Here is a 17,117-nt window from a genome sequence, read left to right as displayed (position 1 = left end):
CAGCGCTTAGCTGCTTTCCAGCAGACGATCGAGCAACCACAACCCCGCCGGCCCCGGCGGGGTCAGCTTCGACCAGGCCACATCCACTGCAATCGGCCGCGGCCAGCCGCGCAGCTTGAGCTCGGTGAGCTGGCCATGGCCGTACTGGCGGACCAAGCCGTGGGGCAACTCGGCCCAGCCAAAGCCCTCCTCGGTCATCTCCAGCAGCATCAGATAATCCGGCGCCGACCACACCCGCCCCTGGGGTTTGTTGACACTGTCGGTGTAGGTATTCAAATACAACTGCCGATGCCCGGCCAGGTGCGCCTGGGTCGGCTGCGCAAGCTGCGCCAAGGGGTGGCTGCTGGCGACGAAAATGCCCATCTGCGCCTGCGCCGCCAAGCGCGTCGCGGCCACATCCGCCGGGTAGCCGGGTTGCGCCGCGAGCATGCCCAGATGTGCGCGGCCACTCTGCAGCAGGTTCAGCACGTCGCCCGCCTCGGCGATCATGCATTCCAGCTCGATGTCCTGATAGCGCTGCTCGAACAGCTGCATCACCCGGTTGTCCGGGTTGAGCTGATGCATGTCGGAAAACACAATGGTCAGCCGCGGCTCGACCTTGTCCGCCAGGCGAATGCTCAACTGGTCGAGGCGCTCGCTGGCGGCGAGGATCTCCTGCACATGGCCGAGCACCTTGCGCCCGGCTTCGGTGAGCAGCGGTTGCCGGGCCTGGCGGTCGAACAGGGTAACGCCCAGGTCGGCTTCGAGGTTGGCGATGGCGGCGCTGACGGTGGATTGGCTTTTGCGCAGCTTGCGCGCGGCGGCGGAGAACGAGCCGAGGGCGGCGGCTTCGACGAAAGCTTGCAGGGCTTCTGGGGAGTAGCGCATTGGGGGTATCGGTTTTTTCGATGCTGGTAGCCGCAGTGTAGCGGCAAAAGCGATCTCAATGCCGCGCAGCCGCCGTTAACTTAGGGTAAACAGGTCGCCTTCCACACTGCGGTCGCCATGTTTACGACGCTGCGCTGCGGCGTCGTAGACGATCAGCAAAAGCTCGCTCTGCTTCTCAGCCGACTGGAACAAACACATACCCTCGGCATGGTCGTCGCCGTTGCCGAACGGTACCTCCAGCACCCTCTGCAATTGATCGGCAAACACCACCTGCTCTTCATCGGCCGCAAAGCCGCCGCGCCAACGGAACACCGTGACCGGGCCATCCAGGTCCATGGACGGCCCGGCCAGAATCAGCAGCTCGTCGCCGCGGCTGCACAGGTCGCGCACCCCCAGGCCGTTGAGCGCAAAGAAGTGCTTGCGGTAGCGGCGCCCGTCCGGGCCGATCTTCTTCAGCACCAGGGTGTCGGTGGAGTCGCCATCGGCTTCAGGCTCGATCTCCAGCAGCACGCTCCAGCCGCGCAGCACCGGCCCCCGCAGCCCCAACAGCAGGCGCGAGCCGATGACGGCCAAGCCCTCGATATCGAAACCGTTGTCTTTGCCCGGGATGCGCAAAAAGTCGCGTAGCTGATCGTCCCTGGCAATTTCCGCCGTGAGGTCGTTGCCGAGCGCATTGCCATGCAACTGCGCCGCCGTACGTCCATCGCCATCCAGCTTGTCGGCAAGCACATAACTGTCGTTCTGCTGCACCACCGGGAGGCGCGCCAACAGAAAGCGATTGCCATCCGCCTCTACCGTCGACAGGCGCTTGATGTTCTTCTGCGCAGGTTTGTCGGCGTCCGCCTTCTTGCGCTTGAGGCTATGGGAGCCGACGACCCAGAGATAACCCGCGTCAGCGGCATAAGCCAGGCCCTCGATATCGATCTCGGCATCTGCATCGGGTATGGGCAGGCGCAGATACTTCATCAGCGGGAAGGAGTGGTGCTCATCGCACGTCACCGCCCCACCGGATACTGCGGGCTGGATGGTCAGGCGTTCGAGGCTGGTGGTTTCGTCGTTGGCCAGCCACAGCGTGTTGCCGATCTGCAGGGCAACTGAAAGGCCATCGCGCAATGAGGCAGATGCTGGATTAAAGCGCAGCATCAGGGTGTTGGCTGGCTTGTTCATGGGGGCTCGCCTGGGTTGATGCGAAGGTGTGTGAAGGCTAGTGGCTGTTGGGTAGGAATCAAGGTTGTTGGCAGGGGGGCTGACTCTGCGGCACTTCTTTTGGTTGTGGCGGCTGGGCGTGGGGCGCCGTCATGCGTGCCGGGTTTCTTGATCGCTGGCCTGGGAGCCGGCGGATAGCCGCTGCTCTCTTGGTTAGAGTGGCCGAGAAGCCACCTATCGTGAAGGGCTGTAATCGACCCAAAGCTGCCGGTGGCGAAAGGAAGCAATCGGCCAAAAGCGGTCAAAAACAATCATCCAACAATGTCGTCCCTGTCAACAGCTTCGGAGTGCTTAGCTACGCTCTAGGGCGTATATGCCATGACCAGCGTTGAAGTCGTAGCGTATCCGTTGAACAGCGGATGCGTGCGCCGCGATCGCTGTATGGCGCGTTTTTATTCAATCTGTGTCTAACATTCTCCTATTGACCGCCCTACCATCGGCCGCTCCGTCCAGGTGCATACGATGAAAGATATTCCCGGCAACATCGATTTTTCAGGCTTGACGGCCCGTCGGCTAGGGCCAAATGACCGTGAGATCATTTGTGTGCACCGTGAAACGATGTTCCTTGAGGCGGGAGGAGACCCATCGGAGTTGCGGGTGATGACTGAGCACTTCCGGCCCTGGTTGCACCAGCGCCTATTCGATGGCCGCTACTACGGTTTTGCGCTGATGGACACGGGGCAGCCTGTGGCGGCGATAGGTCTGATGACTATCGACTGGCCACCTCATCCGTCCCATCCGGCCTTAGACCAGCGCGGCTATGTGCTAAATGTTTTCGTCGAACCTGCTTACCGGCGCCGGGGCCTGGCTTCAACCCTGATGAAGTTGGCTGAAGCCGAATTTGCGCAACGCGGAATGAGTTTTGCCGTGCTACACGCGACCAAGGCCGGCAAGCCGGTGTATGAAGGACTGGGCTGGGCGAATACATCTGAGATGGCAAAAACCGTTTCGTGATTTGACTGCCTATCTAGGAGCCTGGTCGCCGATTCTAGCTGTTGATGAAAGGCTGCTTCGGGTCGAAAGCAGCCGATCACGACTAATCGCTGACGCCCCAAAGCGGCCGGTGGCGAACTGCAGAAATTGTAAAGGGCCAAATGCCCTCATTCAGAATCCCAGCTTGAATCCCCACCCCAACCCCGTTACCCTCCCCCAGTCGCTGCAAATTCAGCGACTCGGGCTTGGCGGTCCGGAACGAAGGCGCAAAGCGCCCCACAATCACCCTCGCAGGCGCTTTTTTTGTGCCCGCGATGATGCTTTATGACGGGCTGCGCATGGACTTCTTCGGAAGTGCCGGGTCCCTTCGTACCGGTCCGCCAACCTTGCGTAGTCCGTCACCCTTCCCTGCTTGGCGGCAGGCGGTGGCGGATCCTTCCTACGAAGGAGCACCACCATGACCAAACCCGTCCCCGATCCACCCCTCAGCACCCAAACCAGCACCACCTTCGGCTCCTGCAATGGCAGCCACGATCCGCTGTTCGCTGTGCGTGCCGGTGTCTCGTCCGAAGACGCGCTGATCCACACCTCCACCCTGCTCAAAGCGCCTACCAGACCAACGCGCACGCCTGTGAGCGGATCGATGCCAAGGTGCGCGGGTTGCTCTGGGCCGCCGATGCGGCCCGCTTATCCCGTGCTGTAGCGTTGCCTTCCCTACTCCTTTGACCCAAATCAAGCCGCCGGGCCTGGTTCGCGAGACGATGGCTGCAAGCAAGGAATGGATCGACACCGGCCTCAGCCATCGATCCCTGTGCGCGGCATTGCATAAGGAGCCCCCCATGAGCCCGCTGAACCACGTTCTGGTCGCCACCGACCTGTCTTCTTCCGCCCGCAACGCGGCAGAGCGCGCTGCACTGCTGTGCAAGGCGCAGCCTGCGGCGCTGGACCTGCTGTATGTGGCCAACCCTGCACCCTACGAGCGATTGAAGCAGGTGCTGGTGCCCGATGAAGATTTACTGAACCGGGTGCTGGAAACCGCCGGCGAAAATGTTCACGCCCTGGCCACGATGCTGTTCGAGCGCTATGAGATCAGCGCGGGCGTGCAGGTGGCGCCCGGTTCGGTAGTGACTGAAATTACCCGGGTGGTGCAGGACAAACGCAGCAACTTGTTGGTGTGTGGGGCCAAGGGCCAGAGCCTGGCCCGGCGCCTGCTGGGCTCGACCGTGCAGCGCATGCTCAACCGCATGCTCTGCCCGATGCTGGTGGTCAAGCAGGCGCCGCGCGACGCTTACCGCAGCGTGCTGGTGCCGGTGGATTTTTCACCCTCGTCGCTGCGCGCCATCGAACGTGCGAAAAAGCTGGCACCGCAGGCCGAGATCATTCTGTTGCATGTGTATGAAGCGCCCTTTGAAGGCAGCATGCGCTTTGCCCACATCGACCAGGACACCCTCACCCACTACCGCAACGTCATCAAGAAAGATGCCGTGGAGCAACTGGCGGCCTTGAGCGAAGCTGCAGGGGTCGGCGATGCCCGGCAGGTCGTGGTGCACGGCGACCCGGCCTGGCGGATCGTCGAGAAGGAGCAGGAGCTGGACTGCGATCTGATCGTGATCGGCAAGCAGGGTGACAGCGCGCTGGAAGAGCTGTTGATCGGCAGCGTTACCAAGCATGTGCTGAATGAATCGCAGTGTGATGTGTTGGTGTCGTTGTAGGTTGTAGGCCGGCATCCACAGTGGACCGGTGGGAGCTGGCCTTGCCAGCGATCGGGCGCGCAGCGGTCGTGATCCAGGCGCCACCTGTTGGGCTGGCTGGACCGGCCTCATCGCTGGCAAGCCAGCTCCCACAATGTACCTGTACTCACCGGACCGGTGGGAGCTGGCCTTGCCAGCGATCGGGCGCGCAGCGGTCGCAATTCAGTGAAGTCGAGGCGTCGCACCGTCGCTCCCACAACCCTCGCCACCCGCTTGCTGCTCATGCCTACGATAGCCCGTCAGCGACACTCCGGTTTGGCGCTTGAAGTAGCGGCACAGGTAGGACGCGTCAGCAAAGTTGAGCCTGTCTGCGATCTGCCCGATCGCAAGGTCGCTGTATGAAAGCAGCGCCTTGATCTCCAGGGTCACTTGCCGGTCGATCAGGCCTTTGGGGCTGTCGTTGAAAAACGCCCTGGTGAGCTGTGACAGGTAGAACGGCGTGATGCTGAGCGCGTCGGCATAGAACTTCACGTCGCGGTGGCGCAGGCAGTTTTTGCCGATCAGTTCCCAGAAGCGCCAACTGAGCATCTCCTTGCGGCTGAATTCCCTGCGGCCTTTTTCCAGGCTGGGCAGTTGTTCGGCAATCTTCAAAAAGAAGGTCTGCAGCTGGTTGCGCAGCATGATGTGCCGGTAGCCGGGACAGCTGCGGGCAATATCGCGCATGTGCATCAGCCAGCCGTCCAGCAGCGGCCGCTCTGCCCTGGCCGGTATGCAGTGGGGATGGTCATGCAGAAACACGAACAAGGGGTTGGGCAGCGGGTAGGCAACTTCCGACGCAAAGGCTTTGGGCATCAGGCAGTAAAACACCTTGAAGCCGCGTGAACGACGCGTGAGCAAGGCAATAGTATCCTCGGCCAGCACCAGCACATCGCCACGGCGAACTGCATGCTCCTTGAAGTTGAGAGTGAAGCAGGCACGTCCCGACAGGCACACCAGCAGCACCATGTAGGCATGCCCGAAAGCAAGCGGTACCCCTACCCCTTCGGCCAACGTGGTGTCACCCAGGCGGAGCAAGTCGTCAGGCGCATAAAGTTTGGGAATGTGCTGCATAGTGGCCCACGCAAACCCGGTACAAGAGGCCTGAGCCTATCACGCCAGGCCATGAAGTTTCGAAAAGTACCGAAAATGCCGAGGTACTGCTGTTTGCCGATCAGCCGCTTGCCACTACCGTGTCTCACCTGAATCAAGCCAACCCGAGAACCGCACATGAGACTGGAAACACCACGGCTGCTGCTGCGCCCCTGGCACGCCGACGATGCCGCCGACTTGTACGAATACGCCAGCGACGAGCGCGTCGGCCCCATCGCCGGCTGGCCCCCGCACACCAGTGTCGAGCACAGTGCCCAGATCATTCGCAGCGTGTTCAGTCACCCCGAGGTGTATGCGCTGCAACTCAAGGACAACCAGCGGGCGGTGGGTTGCGTCGGCATTCTCATCGGCGCCAACAGCAACTTCGACATCAGTGAGCAGGAAGGCGAAATCGCCTACTGGATCGGGGTGCCGTACTGGGGCCAGGGCCTGGTTCCGGAGGCGGTGCGCGAAGTGATGCGCCACGGCTTCGAAACCCTCAAGCTCAAGGCGTTGTGGTGCGGCTACTTTGCCAACAACAGCCAGTCGTTTGCTGCCCAATCGAAATGTGGCTTTCGCCATCACCACACCGAAGAGAACAAATACAACCCGTTCCTGCAGGACTATCGGACCGAACACATCAGCTGCATCACTTACCCGCAGTGGTTGCAACAGTACCAACCGGCAGGCCGCTGAAAACCGCGGCGCTTCCCTGCGGCCGCTGTCTCTCTTACAATCGCGACAAATTCCTATTCGCATTGGTTGTCGTTGAGAGAGCGGGATGTCCACACCAGGCTGTGATACAGAGCGCCATGAGCACCTGCAGACGCTTTACCAGGATTACAACGGCTGGCTGCGTGGCTGGTTGCGCAAGCGTCTGAACAACTCGGCCGATGCGGCGGACCTGGCCCAGGACACCTTCGTGCGCGTCCTGCTGGCGCGCACATCCGGCACCTTGCTCGAGCCTCGGCGCTACCTGGCGACCATTGCCCGTGGCCTGGTGATTGACCTCTACCGGCGCCGCAGCCTCGAACAAGCCTACCTTGAAGCCCTGGCGCTGCGCCCCGAGGTGCACGCGCCATCGGCCGAGGCGCGGGCGTTGATCTTCGACAGCCTGATGGCCATCGACCGCATGCTCGACGGGCTCGGTGCGCGCACCCGGCAGATCTTCCTCGCCGTGCAACTGGACGGGCTCACCTACGAGAAAACCGCCGAACGGCTCGGGGTCTCGGTGACTACGGTGCGCAAACATCTGGCCAGTGCGCTGATGCACTGCCTGCTGCTGGATGAGGCATGAAGCGCATTCTTGCCCAGGCGGTGGACTGGTATGTGCGCCTGCACGAGAGCACCGTCAGCGAAGCGACCCGCAGCCAATGGCAGGCCTGGCTGGCCGCCGACCCGCAACACGCCGCGGCCTGGAAGCGTATCGAACAGCTGCAGCAACGCCTGACCCAGGCGCCGAGCGCCCTCGCCTCCAGCACCCTCGAACGGGCCCGCCACGGGCGACGGGCGACGCTGAAAACCTTCGCCCTGTTGCTCGGTGCCGGTGTGCTCGGCTGGCAGGGTTACCAGGCTTCGCCCTGGCGCGCGGACTACGCCACGCGGGTGGGGCAACGGCGTAGCCTGAGCCTCGCCGATGGCAGCCGGCTGGTGCTCGACACCGATACCCGGGTCGATGTGCGCTTCGATCAGCAGCAACGGTTGATCATCCTGCGCCAGGGCGAAATCCTCGTCGAAACCGCCAAGGACGCCCGCCCCCTGAGCGTGCAGAGTGACCAAGGCCGCATCCTCGCCCTGGGCACGCGCTTTACCGTGCGCCAAGGTGATGGCGTCACCCGGGTGAGCGTCGAGGCGCATGCCGTCGAGGTGCGTCCACGCCTGGCAACCGCGCAAGCCGTGCGCGTTGATGCCGGGCACACATTGAGCTTCGCCGCCGACCGTGTTGGCCCCGTGCAGCGCGCGCCGGCACAGGCCTCGGCCTGGACCCGCGGCCTGCTGGTAGCGATCGACTGGCGACTGCAGGACCTGCTCGCCGAGCTCTCGCGCTATCGCCATGGCTACCTGGGCTGCGCCGCCGATGTGGCCGATTTGCGCCTTTCCGGCACCTTTTTGCTGGATGACAGCGAGGCGGTGCTGGCCAACCTTGAGGCCTCCCTGCCAGTGCAACTGCGCCGGGTAACGCGCTACTGGGTGCGGGTGGAAAGCCGCACGGCCTGAGGGTGAAAAATATTTTCAACGTTTGGGTAACAGATTTTCATTCCTGTTTCGGCTCTTCCTGCACGTGCGCATCAGACGCAGCCCCTGCCAACCCGAACAGGAACCTTTGCATGTCCTTCCAACCGTCTTTTCTCGGCCGCAGCATCCACCGCGCGGCGCTTGCCCTGGGCTTGTCCGGCTCGCTGCTGGCGCTGACGCCGGCCTGGGCCAAAGCGCAGGCCTACGACATCCCCGCCGGCAGCCTGTCGCTGGCGCTGAGCCAGTTCGCCGCAGCCAACGGTGTGATGATCACCTTCAGCTCCGAAGACACGGCCGGGCTGTCATCGCCGGGTTTGCAGGGCGATTTTGAACTGGACCAGGGCTTTGCCAGGCTGCTGCAAGGCAGTGGCTTGCGCGTGGTGCAGGCCGGCGACAAGCGCTACGTGCTGGCCAAGGCTGACAACAGCGCCGCCGTGGAACTCGGCGCCACCAGCATCAACGCCGCCGGCCTGGGCGCCACCACTGAAGGCAGCGGCTCGTACACCACCGGCATCACCAGTACCGCCACCAAACTGCCGCTGTCGCTACGTGAAACACCGCAATCGATCAGCGTGGTCACCCGTCAACGCATGGACGATCAGGGCCTCAACGATCTTACCGAGGTGCTCAAGCAGACCCCAGGCCTGTCGGTGCAGAGCCTGGGCAGCGAACGCTTCAACATCTACGCGCGTGGCTACAGCGTCGACAATTACCAGTTCGACGGCATTCCCACCACACTCGACATTGTCAGCCAGGTCTCGGCGCAAAGCCTTGCCGACATGGCGATCTACGACCGCGTCGAAGTGCTGCGTGGCGCCACCGGCCTGATGACCGGTGCCGGCGACCCATCGGCGACCATCAACATGGTGCGCAAGCGCCCCACCGCCGACTTCAAGGGCCACTTCACGGCAGGCCTGGGCTCGTGGGACAAGTACCGCACCGAGCTCGACCTGTCCGGCCCGCTGACCCCGACCGGCAACCTGCGCGGGCGCATGGTCGCGGCCTATCAGCAGAACAACAGCTACGTCGACCACTACTCCCAGGAAAAGCAGATTTTCTACGGGATTGTTGAAGCGGACCTGAGCGACAGCACCCTGCTCACGGTCGGCGCCGACTACCAGAAAAACAACCCGCAAGGTTCGTCCTCGGTGGCCTTCCCGCTGTTCTACAGCAACGGCCAGCAAACCGATTTTTCGCGCTCGACCAACAGCGCCGCGCGCTGGAGCAGCAACCCCCAGGATGTCCTCAACACCTTCGCCAGCCTCGAACACAAGCTGGGTTACGACTGGAGCCTGAAGGTGGCCGTCAACCAGATGTACATCAACCGCGATGACTACAAGCTGGCCACCGCCAGTTGGGGCTTCCCCGACATCAACACCGGCGCCGGGGTGCGCCTGTACGGTGGCGCCGGCAGTACCTGGCAGAAGCAAACCGGCGTCGATGTTCAGGCCCAGGGGCCTTTCCAGTTGTTCGGCCGCCAGCATGAGCTGATCGTCGGCTACAACTTCTCCCGCTACGAAAACCGCCACTCGCCCCTGCGCGGCACCGCCATCGAAGGCACCTCGGTCAATTTCTACGACTGGGACAACTACACCAAACAGCCGAACACCAGCAACGGCAAGCTGTATGACGGCGACACCAGCATCTACCAGAACGGCAGCTACATCGCCACGCGCCTGCGCCCGACCGACGCGCTGTCGATCATCCTTGGCGCCCGCGCCAGCGACTACAAGTACAACTACGACATGGAATACGTGCTGACCCCCAACAGCAACCGCAACACCCAGTACCGCGAGAGCGGCGTGGTCACGCCCTACGCCGGTGTGGTCTACGACCTCAACGACACTCACTCGGTGTATGCCAGCTACACCAGCATCTACAAGCCACAAAGCGTGCGCGACGCCAGCGGAGCAACCCTCGAGCCGCGCGAAGGCGACAACTATGAAATCGGCCTGAAGAGCGAGTTCTTTGGGGGTCGCCTGAACACCAGCATCGCGGCGTATGAAATCAAGCAGGACAACCTGGCGGTGATCGACCCCGGCCAGGTCATCCCAGGCACCACCTCGGCGGCCTACAAGGCCGTCAGCGGCGCCACCACCCGCGGCTTCGAGATCGAAGCCAACGGCGAGCTGCTGCCGGACTGGAACCTCGCCGCCAGCTACAACCACAGCCTCACCGAAGACGCCGACGACCAGCGCATCAACACTGAAGCGCCGGCCAACATGCTCAAGCTGTGGAGCACCTACCGCCTGCCCGGCGACTTCAACCGCCTGACCGTCGGTGGCGGCGCCAACTGGCAGAGTGGCACCCACATTACAGTGACCCCGAGCACCGCGATGGGCACGGTCAAGGCCAGGCAACAGCAGTTCACCGTGGTCAACCTGATGGCCCGCTACCAACTGAGCGAGCAGCTCAGCGCCACCCTCAACGTCAACAACCTGTTCGACAAGAAGTACATCAGCGCCCTGGACACCACCTTCTTCAGCGGCTACTACGGTGAACCGCGCAATGTGATGCTCTCTACCAAGTACAGCTTCTGAAATCGAGGTGCTTACAACGCCATTCGGTACTCGATAACCCCAGGCTTTTCGGCAATCCAGTCATAGAGCCGTTGGGCGGTGTGATTGGATTGCTGGGTGTGCCAGTACAGCCGGTCGCAGTGGTGCTCCCGCGCTTGCCCTTGCACGTACTCGATCAGCTGCTTGCCGAGCAGCTGGCCGCGCACGCCGGGGCAGACGTACAGGTCTTCGAGGTAGCAGAAGTCGTTACGGCCCCAGGTCGAGCGATGGAAGACGAAATGGACGAAGCCGTGGACCTGTTCGCCGTCAGCGGCCACCGCGCAATGCACGGGTTCGCGGCTGTCGAAGAAGCGCGCCCAGGTGGTCTGGGTGGTCGGCATGCCGATGTCGACCTTGTAGAACGCCTGATACTGGGCCCAGTGCGCGCACCATTGCTTGAAGTCGTGTTGCGTGACGGGGCGAATCGATACAACGGGATGTGCTGCGGTCATGGTCAATCCTTAGTGACGGTAGAAACTGCAGCGATTTATAGCGCGACAATGGCTTGGTTAAACCATCCAGTTTTGAATGGTTGAGCAGACCACTTACCATCTGAATGTGCCGGCTGCACCGGCCTCATCGCTGGCAAGCCAGCTCCCACAGGTCCGGTGCTTGCAGTTCCACTGTGGGAGCCGGACTTGCCGGCGATCGAGCGCGCAGCGCTCGCAGTACCGGCTGGCTGCAGACGGTTGCAGGGGTTGCAATCCCGGCCTATGTTCCATGCGAGGCTTTACCTGCGCTGCGAGGTGACTCCATGGCGAACGACTCCCGCCCGGCCGTGCTCGAACTGATCGGCAATACGCCGCTGGTGCGTGTCAGCCGCTTCGATACCGGCCTGTGCACGCTGTTTCTCAAGCTCGAATCACAGAACCCCGGCGGCTCGATCAAAGACCGTATCGGCCTGGCGATGATCGACGCCGCCGAGCGCGATGGCCGCCTGCGCCCCGGCGGTACCATCGTCGAGGCCACCGCCGGCAACACCGGCCTGGGCCTGGCCCTGGTCGGCCGCGCCAAGGGCTACCGGGTGGTGCTGGTGGTGCCCGACAAGATGTCTACCGAGAAGGTCCTGCACCTCAAGGCCATGGGCGCCGAGGTGCACATCACCCGCTCCGACGTCGGCAAGGGCCATCCCGACTATTACCAGGATGTCGCCGCGCGGCTGGCGCAGGAAATTCCCGATGCGTTCTTCGCCGACCAGTTCAACAACCCGGCCAACCCGCTGGCCCATGAGTGCAGCACCGCGCCGGAGATCTGGGCGCAAACCCAGCATGATGTCGATGCCATCGTCGTCGGCGTTGGCTCGGCCGGCACCCTGACCGGGCTGACCCGCTTCTTTCGCCGCCTGCAGCCGAACCTGGCGATGATACTGGCCGACCCGGTCGGTTCGGTGGTCGCCGAATACAGCCGCAGCGCCACCCTCGGCACGGCCGGCTCCTGGGCGGTCGAGGGCATCGGCGAGGACTTCATCCCGTCGATTGCCGACCTTTCCAGCGTGCGCCAGGCCTACTCCATCAGCGATGAAGAAAGCTTCGATCACGCCCGCCAACTGCTGCGCGCCGAAGGCATTCTCGGCGGCTCGTCGACCGGCACCTTGCTGGCGGCAGCGCTGCGCTACTGCCGCGAGCAAACCGAACCGAAGCGGGTGGTCAGCTTTGTTTGCGACACCGGCACCCGCTACCTGTCCAAGGTCTACAACGACCAGTGGATGACCGACCAGGGCCTGCTGGCGCGCAAACACTATGGCGACTTGCGCGACCTGATCGCGCGGCGTTTCGAGGATGGCCGGGTGATCAGCGTCGGCCCCGACGACACCCTGCTCACCGCCTTCCAGCGCATGCGCCTGGCCGATGTCTCGCAACTGCCGGTGCTGGTCAACGGCCAGAAGCTGGTCGGGGTGATCGATGAGTCCGACATCCTGCTCGGCGTGCACCAGGACGCTTCGCACTTTCACTTGAGCGTGGCCAGCGCGATGACCGCCAAGCTCAAGCTGGAAACCCTGGCCCCCAGCGCCAGCCTGGCGCAGCTGCAGGCCGAGCTCGACCGTGGGCTGGTGGCGATCATTGAAGACGCTGCCGGCTTTTACGGCGTGATTACCCGTGTCGATTTGCTCAATCACCTACGCAGGTCCTTACCATGAGCCAGCACGATGAAAGCGGCGCGCCACGCGCCTTCGCCACCCGCGTGATCCATGCCGGGCAGGCACCAGACCCGTCCACCGGGGCATTGATGCCGCCGATCTACGCCAACTCCACCTACTTGCAGCAAAGCCCCGGGGTGCACAAGGGCCTGGACTACGGCCGCTCGCACAACCCCACGCGCTGGGCGCTGGAACGCTGCGTGGCGGACCTTGAGGGCGGCACCCAGGCGTTCGCCTTCGCCTCCGGGCTGGCGGCGATCGCCAACGTGCTCGAGCTGCTCGATGCCGGCGCCCACGTGGTCTCGGGCAATGACCTGTACGGCGGTACCTTCCGCCTGTTCGAACGGGTGCGCCGGCGCAGCGCCGGGCACCGCTTCAGCTTCGTCGACCTGGCCGACCTTTCGGCATTCGAAGCGGCGCTTGAGGCCGACACGCGCATGGTCTGGGTCGAGACCCCGAGCAACCCCTTGCTGCGCCTGACCGACCTTGCTGCGGTCGCGCGCATCTGCCGTCAGCGCGGCATCATCTGCGTGGCCGACAACACCTTCGCCAGCCCGTGGGTGCAGCGCCCGCTGGAGCTGGGCTTCGATATCGTCCTGCACTCGACCACCAAGTACCTCAACGGCCACTCCGACGTGATCGGCGGCATCGCCGTGGTCGGCAACAACCCGCAGCTGGCCGAGCGCCTGGGCTTTTTGCAGAACTCGGTGGGCGCCATTGCCGGGCCGTTCGACGCCTTTCTCACCCTGCGCGGGGTGAAGACCCTGGCGCTGCGCATGGAGCGCCACTGCAGCAATGCCCTGGAGCTTGCGCAATGGCTGGAGCGTCAGCCGCAGGTGGCGCGGGTCTACTACCCGGGCCTGGCCTCGCACCCGCAGCACGCGCTGGCGCGCCAGCAGATGCGTGGCTTTGGCGGGATGATCTCCCTTGACCTGAACAGCGACCTGGCCGGCGCCAAGCGCTTTCTTGAAGCGGTGCAGATCTTCGCCCTGGCCGAGAGCCTGGGCGGGGTCGAAAGCCTGATCGAACACCCGGCGATCATGACCCACGCCAGCATTCCGGCAGAGAACCGCGCGCAACTGGGCATCGGTGATGCCCTGGTGCGCTTGTCGGTGGGGGTCGAGGATGTCGACGACCTGCGCGCTGACCTGGCCCAGGCGCTGGCGCAGGTTTGAGCGGTCGGGGTGCTGGTGGCTGGGTGAGCGGGCTTAGTTCACCATCACCTCGTCCAGTGCCTGCTCGAGGGTGTTGACCGTGCGCTCGATATTGTGCAGCTTTTCGAGCCCGAACAGGCCGATGCGGAAGGTCTGGAAGTCGGCCGGCTCGTCGCATTGCAGCGGCACGCCGGCGGCGATCTGCAGGCCCTGGACGGCAAATTTCTTGCCGTTCTTGATATCGCCATCATCGGTGTAGCTCACCACCACGCCAGGGGCCTGAAAGCCGGCGGCGGCCACGCTTTTGATGCCTTTGCCGGTCAACATTGCGCGCACCCGATCGCCCAGAGCCTGTTGCTCGCCGCGCAGCTTGTCGAACCCGTAGGCTTGCATCTCTTTCATCACCTCGTTGAATCGCGCAAGGGAATCGCTGGGCATGGTCGCATGGTAGGCATGTCCGCCCTGCTCGTAAGCCTGCATGATCTGCAGCCACTTTTTCAGGTCGCAGGCAAAGCTGCTGCTTTGCGTCTGCTCGATGCGCTCGAGGGCCAAAGCGCTGAACATCACCAGGGCGCAGCAAGGGGAAGCGCTCCAGCCTTTTTGCGGTGCGCTGATCAGCAGGTCGACTGCGCATTTGTGCATATCCACCCAAATCGTGCCTGAGGCGATGCAGTCCAGCACGAACAGGCCACCCACCGCATGCACGGCATCACCAACGGCCCGCAGGTAATCATCGGGCAGGATAATCCCTGAGGAGGTTTCAACGTGAGGGGCGAAGACAACCTGCGGCTTGTGCGTCGCAATGGCTGCCAGCACTTCGTCCAGAGGGGGTGGCGCGTAGGCCGCCTGGCGACCCGGGTCGAGCGGCCGGGCTTTGAGCACCGTGGTGGCCGCCGGGATGTTGCCCATCTCAAGGATCTGGCTCCAGCGATAACTGAACCAGCCGTTGCGTATCACCAGGCATTGCTGGGCGCTGGCAAACTGTCGCGCAACCGCTTCCATGCCGAACGTGCCGCTGCCCGGGACTACCGCAACAGCCTGGGCGTTGTAGACCTGTTTAAGGGTCGTGGAGATGTTGTTCATCACGCCTTGAAATGACTGCGACATGTGGTTGAGCGAGCGGTCGGTGTAGACCACCGAGTACTCGACCAGCCCCTCAGGATCAATACTGGGATATAGCTTTGACATGGAGTAACTCCTTTGGCAGAGATATCAGTGGTATTACTCGGGAATGCCGGTCAACGTGTGCACTACCCGCATTGCACAAGGCGGTCGAGCCCCTTGCGGGTCGATCTGTTCGCATTTCTTCAGCAGCGGATAGGCATCGGCAAACTTCATGGCCGCCACTTGTTCAGCGTGCTGCTGCGAAACAAAGCAGTGCTCGAACCGGAAGGCGGCATACACCTCGGGCAGCAGTGCCGGATAATCGTAAACCTCGTCGACGATACTCTTTAGCATCTTGGACATCTGCCCGTCGGCCGCGGGGGAAATCCTCGTGAGCAGATCACCCTTGGCGACGCCCGCTTGCCTGGCCGCAATGACTTCCTTCGACGCACCGATGGATGCCTGCATTCCCTGCGGAAACGGACAATCAGACGCCGCCAATGCCGAGGCCGACGCCATGCAACTCAGTAAAGTGAAAACAGCAGCCATCCTTGTCATGGAACTTCCTTATGTGTAGCAAGCATTGTTGAAATAAGCTGCGGATTCTAACCGATACAACGGCTTGACCGGGTTGAGTCGTGCAATGCCTGTCGCAGGCATGGTGAATCGCAGACAGAGGTCAATTAGATGAAAATTTCGAAGGCATGCCTGGAGCCTGTTATTCACGCACTGGAGGCGAGTCTGCTTGAACGCCAGACTCGCCTTGATCGCGACATGCTGACCCGCCTGCTGGCTCAGGACTTCGTCGAGTTTGGTGCGGATGGTATCGCCTGGAACCGGTCACAAACCATCGACGCTTTGCTGGTGCAGGATTTTGTCCAGCGTCAGATCACCGATTTTCAGATTCGTATCCTCTCCGAAAAGGTGGTGCTGGCCACCTATCGGTGCACGGTCGATAGCCCGAACGGCACCCGTAATTCTTTGAGAAGCTCCATCTGGCGTCGGCTGGGAGACGATTGGCAGATGGCATTCCACCAAGGTACGAGAAGGGCAGCAGAAATTTGATCAGCTATTGGGGCCATGCTTGGGTGAGTGGCCGCTTTGGGTTGTGGATTCAACCGGTCGATAGCGGTCAGTGGCGATCGGCCGTTTTCGACCCAAAGCGGCCGGTCGGAGAAGGCAGCAACCCGCCAAAACCGGACATTTAGTCTCACGTCTCAATCATTCATAATGCTGCTCCGGAAAGTGCGAAAGTTAATGAATTCATGTTTGATCAATACTTGAAACGATGGGAACTGACCATCGACGGTGATGCTTTCGCCTCGCTGAATGGACATCTACTGCCCGTTCGCCACCACGGCCTACCAGCCATGCTCAAAATTTCGCAAGAGCTGGAAGAGCGGGCAGGCAATCTGCTCATGGCTTGGTGGGACGGTGAAGGAGCAGCTCCAGTGCTGGCACATGACGGTGAGGCCTTACTCATGGAGCGTGCGAACGGCTCGGTCTCCCTGGCGCACATGGTGAGCTGCGGCCAGGACGACGAGGCTACTCGTATTATCTGTGCGGTGGTCCGCCGCCTCCACATACCAAGTACAAAACCGCTGCCTGCTTTGGTCCCCCTGGTTAACCGGTTCGAAGCCTTATGGAGCGCAGAGACAACGCACAGAGGAGTCTTTGAACACTGTGCAGAAACCGCCCGCCAACTTTTAGGTGCACCTCGCGAAGTCACGGTACTGCATGGCGACATCCATCACGGAAATGTCTTGGATTTTGGCGCCAAGGGATGGCTCGCTATCGATCCTAAGGGACTGTACGGTGAGCGCGGCTTCGATTACGCGAATATTTTCTGCAATCCGGATAGCAAAAGCGCTTTGGCTCCAGGGTGTTTCGAGCGCCGTATAGGGGTCGTGGCACACGCCTCCGAAATTGATCGCCACAGGTTGTTGCAGTGGGTGCTCGCATGGGCGGGGTTGTCAGCAGCCTGGATGCTCGAGGACGACATTGAGCCGGATGCCCCCCTTGAGGTGGCGAAGCTTGCAGCGTTGGCGCTCGGTTTGTGAGTTGGCCAGTGGCTAAGGTCCATGTGATGGATTGGACGCACTAA

General features: G+C 62.4%; 17 protein-coding genes. 11 read left to right on the top strand and 6 right to left on the bottom strand.

Annotated features, from left to right (window positions below; translation table 11 throughout):
* Nucleotides 1-6: 6 nt before the first annotated feature.
* Together UB48_RS22820 and UB48_RS22815 are read right to left on the bottom strand one after the other, a co-directional pair.
* Entirely contained in the window at nt 7-867 is an 861-nt protein-coding gene (locus tag UB48_RS22820) for a LysR family transcriptional regulator (protein ID WP_045201220.1), read from the bottom strand.
* A 75-nt stretch (nt 868-942) separates the two neighbouring features.
* A complete protein-coding gene (locus UB48_RS22815) occupies nt 943-2,034 on the bottom strand; it encodes a DUF3616 domain-containing protein (RefSeq protein WP_045201219.1) in 1,092 nt (363 codons plus the stop codon).
* Nucleotides 2,035-2,535: 501 nt separating this feature from the next.
* Between UB48_RS22815 and UB48_RS22810 the strand changes: the two genes are divergently transcribed.
* The 3 genes from UB48_RS22810 to UB48_RS22805 all read left to right on the top strand — a co-directional run bounded on the left by UB48_RS22810 (nt 2,536) and on the right by UB48_RS22805 (nt 4,718).
* Nucleotides 2,536-3,027: a GNAT family N-acetyltransferase gene (locus UB48_RS22810; protein ID WP_045201218.1), complete on the top strand. Its 492-nt coding sequence runs from the start codon at nt 2,536-2,538 to the stop codon at nt 3,025-3,027.
* 436 nt (nt 3,028-3,463) lie between these two features.
* Nucleotides 3,464-3,709, top strand: a complete 246-nt coding sequence (locus tag UB48_RS27775) for a DUF3077 domain-containing protein (RefSeq protein WP_275560607.1) — start codon at nt 3,464-3,466, stop codon at nt 3,707-3,709.
* Between the two features lie 136 nt (nt 3,710-3,845).
* Nucleotides 3,846-4,718: a universal stress protein gene (locus tag UB48_RS22805; protein WP_045201217.1), complete on the top strand. Its 873-nt coding sequence runs from the start codon at nt 3,846-3,848 to the stop codon at nt 4,716-4,718.
* A 201-nt stretch (nt 4,719-4,919) separates the two neighbouring features.
* On the opposite strand, the gene UB48_RS22800 is transcribed toward UB48_RS22805, so the two are convergent.
* Nucleotides 4,920-5,807 (bottom strand): AraC family transcriptional regulator, encoded by an 888-nt coding sequence (locus UB48_RS22800; RefSeq protein ID WP_045201216.1) that lies wholly within the window; start codon nt 5,805-5,807, stop codon nt 4,920-4,922.
* A 156-nt stretch (nt 5,808-5,963) separates the two neighbouring features.
* Here UB48_RS22800 and UB48_RS22795 point away from each other — a divergent pair, with 156 nt between their 5' ends.
* The 4 genes from UB48_RS22795 to UB48_RS22780 all read left to right on the top strand — a co-directional run bounded on the left by UB48_RS22795 (nt 5,964) and on the right by UB48_RS22780 (nt 10,600).
* The gene (locus UB48_RS22795) at nt 5,964-6,521 is read left to right on the top strand and encodes a GNAT family N-acetyltransferase (RefSeq protein WP_045201215.1); all 558 of its coding nucleotides are present in this window, start codon (nt 5,964-5,966) and stop codon (nt 6,519-6,521) included.
* Nucleotides 6,522-6,606: 85 nt separating this feature from the next.
* Nucleotides 6,607-7,122, top strand: coding sequence for a sigma-70 family RNA polymerase sigma factor (locus UB48_RS22790; RefSeq protein WP_045201214.1), 516 nt, complete (start codon nt 6,607-6,609; stop codon nt 7,120-7,122).
* On the top strand, nt 7,119-8,042 hold the full coding sequence (locus UB48_RS22785) for a FecR domain-containing protein (RefSeq protein WP_045201213.1): 924 nt from the start codon (nt 7,119-7,121) through the stop codon (nt 8,040-8,042). Before UB48_RS22790 ends, UB48_RS22785 begins: the two co-directional genes overlap by 4 nt.
* Nucleotides 8,043-8,152: 110 nt before the next feature.
* Nucleotides 8,153-10,600, top strand: coding sequence for a TonB-dependent receptor (locus UB48_RS22780; RefSeq protein WP_045201212.1), 2,448 nt, complete (start codon nt 8,153-8,155; stop codon nt 10,598-10,600).
* Nucleotides 10,601-10,611: 11 nt separating this feature from the next.
* Here the strand turns inward: UB48_RS22780 and UB48_RS22775 are convergent, their stop codons facing one another.
* Complete coding sequence (locus UB48_RS22775; protein ID WP_045201211.1) at nt 10,612-11,070, bottom strand: GNAT family N-acetyltransferase; 459 nt, start codon at nt 11,068-11,070, stop codon at nt 10,612-10,614.
* 302 nt (nt 11,071-11,372) lie between these two features.
* On the opposite strand from UB48_RS22775, the gene UB48_RS22770 reads away from it, so the two are divergent.
* The gene (locus tag UB48_RS22770; protein ID WP_045201210.1) at nt 11,373-12,755 is read left to right on the top strand and encodes a cystathionine beta-synthase; all 1,383 of its coding nucleotides are present in this window, start codon (nt 11,373-11,375) and stop codon (nt 12,753-12,755) included.
* A complete protein-coding gene (locus UB48_RS22765; RefSeq protein ID WP_045201209.1) occupies nt 12,752-13,930 on the top strand; it encodes a PLP-dependent aspartate aminotransferase family protein in 1,179 nt (392 codons plus the stop codon). Before UB48_RS22770 ends, UB48_RS22765 begins: the two co-directional genes overlap by 4 nt.
* Before the next feature lie 33 nt (nt 13,931-13,963).
* On the opposite strand, the gene UB48_RS22760 is transcribed toward UB48_RS22765, so the two are convergent.
* Both UB48_RS22760 and UB48_RS22755 read right to left on the bottom strand, forming a co-directional pair.
* The gene (locus tag UB48_RS22760) at nt 13,964-15,097 is read right to left on the bottom strand and encodes an aminotransferase class V-fold PLP-dependent enzyme (protein ID WP_045201208.1); all 1,134 of its coding nucleotides are present in this window, start codon (nt 15,095-15,097) and stop codon (nt 13,964-13,966) included.
* Between the two features lie 33 nt (nt 15,098-15,130).
* On the bottom strand, nt 15,131-15,571 hold the full coding sequence (locus UB48_RS22755) for a hypothetical protein (RefSeq protein ID WP_045201207.1): 441 nt from the start codon (nt 15,569-15,571) through the stop codon (nt 15,131-15,133).
* A 129-nt stretch (nt 15,572-15,700) separates the two neighbouring features.
* On the opposite strand from UB48_RS22755, the gene UB48_RS22750 reads away from it, so the two are divergent.
* Complete coding sequence (locus tag UB48_RS22750) at nt 15,701-16,078, top strand: DUF4440 domain-containing protein (protein WP_045201206.1); 378 nt, start codon at nt 15,701-15,703, stop codon at nt 16,076-16,078.
* A gap of 200 nt (nt 16,079-16,278) precedes the next feature.
* Nucleotides 16,279-17,073, top strand: a complete 795-nt coding sequence (locus UB48_RS22745; RefSeq protein ID WP_045201205.1) for an aminoglycoside phosphotransferase family protein — start codon at nt 16,279-16,281, stop codon at nt 17,071-17,073.
* Nucleotides 17,074-17,117 lie beyond the last annotated feature (44 nt).

Origin of the sequence: Pseudomonas sp. 2(2015), from assembly GCF_000955865.1 — a bacterium.
In the GTDB taxonomy this organism is placed as follows: Bacteria; Pseudomonadota; Gammaproteobacteria; order Pseudomonadales; family Pseudomonadaceae; genus Aquipseudomonas.
The sequence above is the reverse complement of the archived record's forward strand: the minus strand, read 5'-3'. Positions and strand labels throughout refer to the sequence as shown.

Bases quoted from the DNA above. Each gene is read 5' to 3' on its own strand.
- UB48_RS22820 (WP_045201220.1), bottom strand. From the start codon at position 867: ATGCGCTACTCCCCAGAAGCCCTGCAAGCTTTCGTCGAAGCCGCCGCC.
- UB48_RS22815 (WP_045201219.1), bottom strand. From the start codon at position 2,034: ATGAACAAGCCAGCCAACACCCTGATGCTGCGCTTTAATCCAGCATCT.
- UB48_RS22810 (WP_045201218.1), top strand. From the start codon at position 2,536: ATGAAAGATATTCCCGGCAACATCGATTTTTCAGGCTTGACGGCCCGT.
- UB48_RS27775 (WP_275560607.1), top strand. From the start codon at position 3,464: ATGACCAAACCCGTCCCCGATCCACCCCTCAGCACCCAAACCAGCACC.
- UB48_RS22805 (WP_045201217.1), top strand. From the start codon at position 3,846: ATGAGCCCGCTGAACCACGTTCTGGTCGCCACCGACCTGTCTTCTTCC.
- UB48_RS22800 (WP_045201216.1), bottom strand. From the start codon at position 5,807: ATGCAGCACATTCCCAAACTTTATGCGCCTGACGACTTGCTCCGCCTG.
- UB48_RS22795 (WP_045201215.1), top strand. From the start codon at position 5,964: ATGAGACTGGAAACACCACGGCTGCTGCTGCGCCCCTGGCACGCCGAC.
- UB48_RS22790 (WP_045201214.1), top strand. From the start codon at position 6,607: ATGTCCACACCAGGCTGTGATACAGAGCGCCATGAGCACCTGCAGACG.
- UB48_RS22785 (WP_045201213.1), top strand. From the start codon at position 7,119: ATGAAGCGCATTCTTGCCCAGGCGGTGGACTGGTATGTGCGCCTGCAC.
- UB48_RS22780 (WP_045201212.1), top strand. From the start codon at position 8,153: ATGTCCTTCCAACCGTCTTTTCTCGGCCGCAGCATCCACCGCGCGGCG.
- UB48_RS22775 (WP_045201211.1), bottom strand. From the start codon at position 11,070: ATGACCGCAGCACATCCCGTTGTATCGATTCGCCCCGTCACGCAACAC.
- UB48_RS22770 (WP_045201210.1), top strand. From the start codon at position 11,373: ATGGCGAACGACTCCCGCCCGGCCGTGCTCGAACTGATCGGCAATACG.
- UB48_RS22765 (WP_045201209.1), top strand. From the start codon at position 12,752: ATGAGCCAGCACGATGAAAGCGGCGCGCCACGCGCCTTCGCCACCCGC.
- UB48_RS22760 (WP_045201208.1), bottom strand. From the start codon at position 15,097: ATGTCAAAGCTATATCCCAGTATTGATCCTGAGGGGCTGGTCGAGTAC.
- UB48_RS22755 (WP_045201207.1), bottom strand. From the start codon at position 15,571: ATGACAAGGATGGCTGCTGTTTTCACTTTACTGAGTTGCATGGCGTCG.
- UB48_RS22750 (WP_045201206.1), top strand. From the start codon at position 15,701: ATGAAAATTTCGAAGGCATGCCTGGAGCCTGTTATTCACGCACTGGAG.
- UB48_RS22745 (WP_045201205.1), top strand. From the start codon at position 16,279: ATGTTTGATCAATACTTGAAACGATGGGAACTGACCATCGACGGTGAT.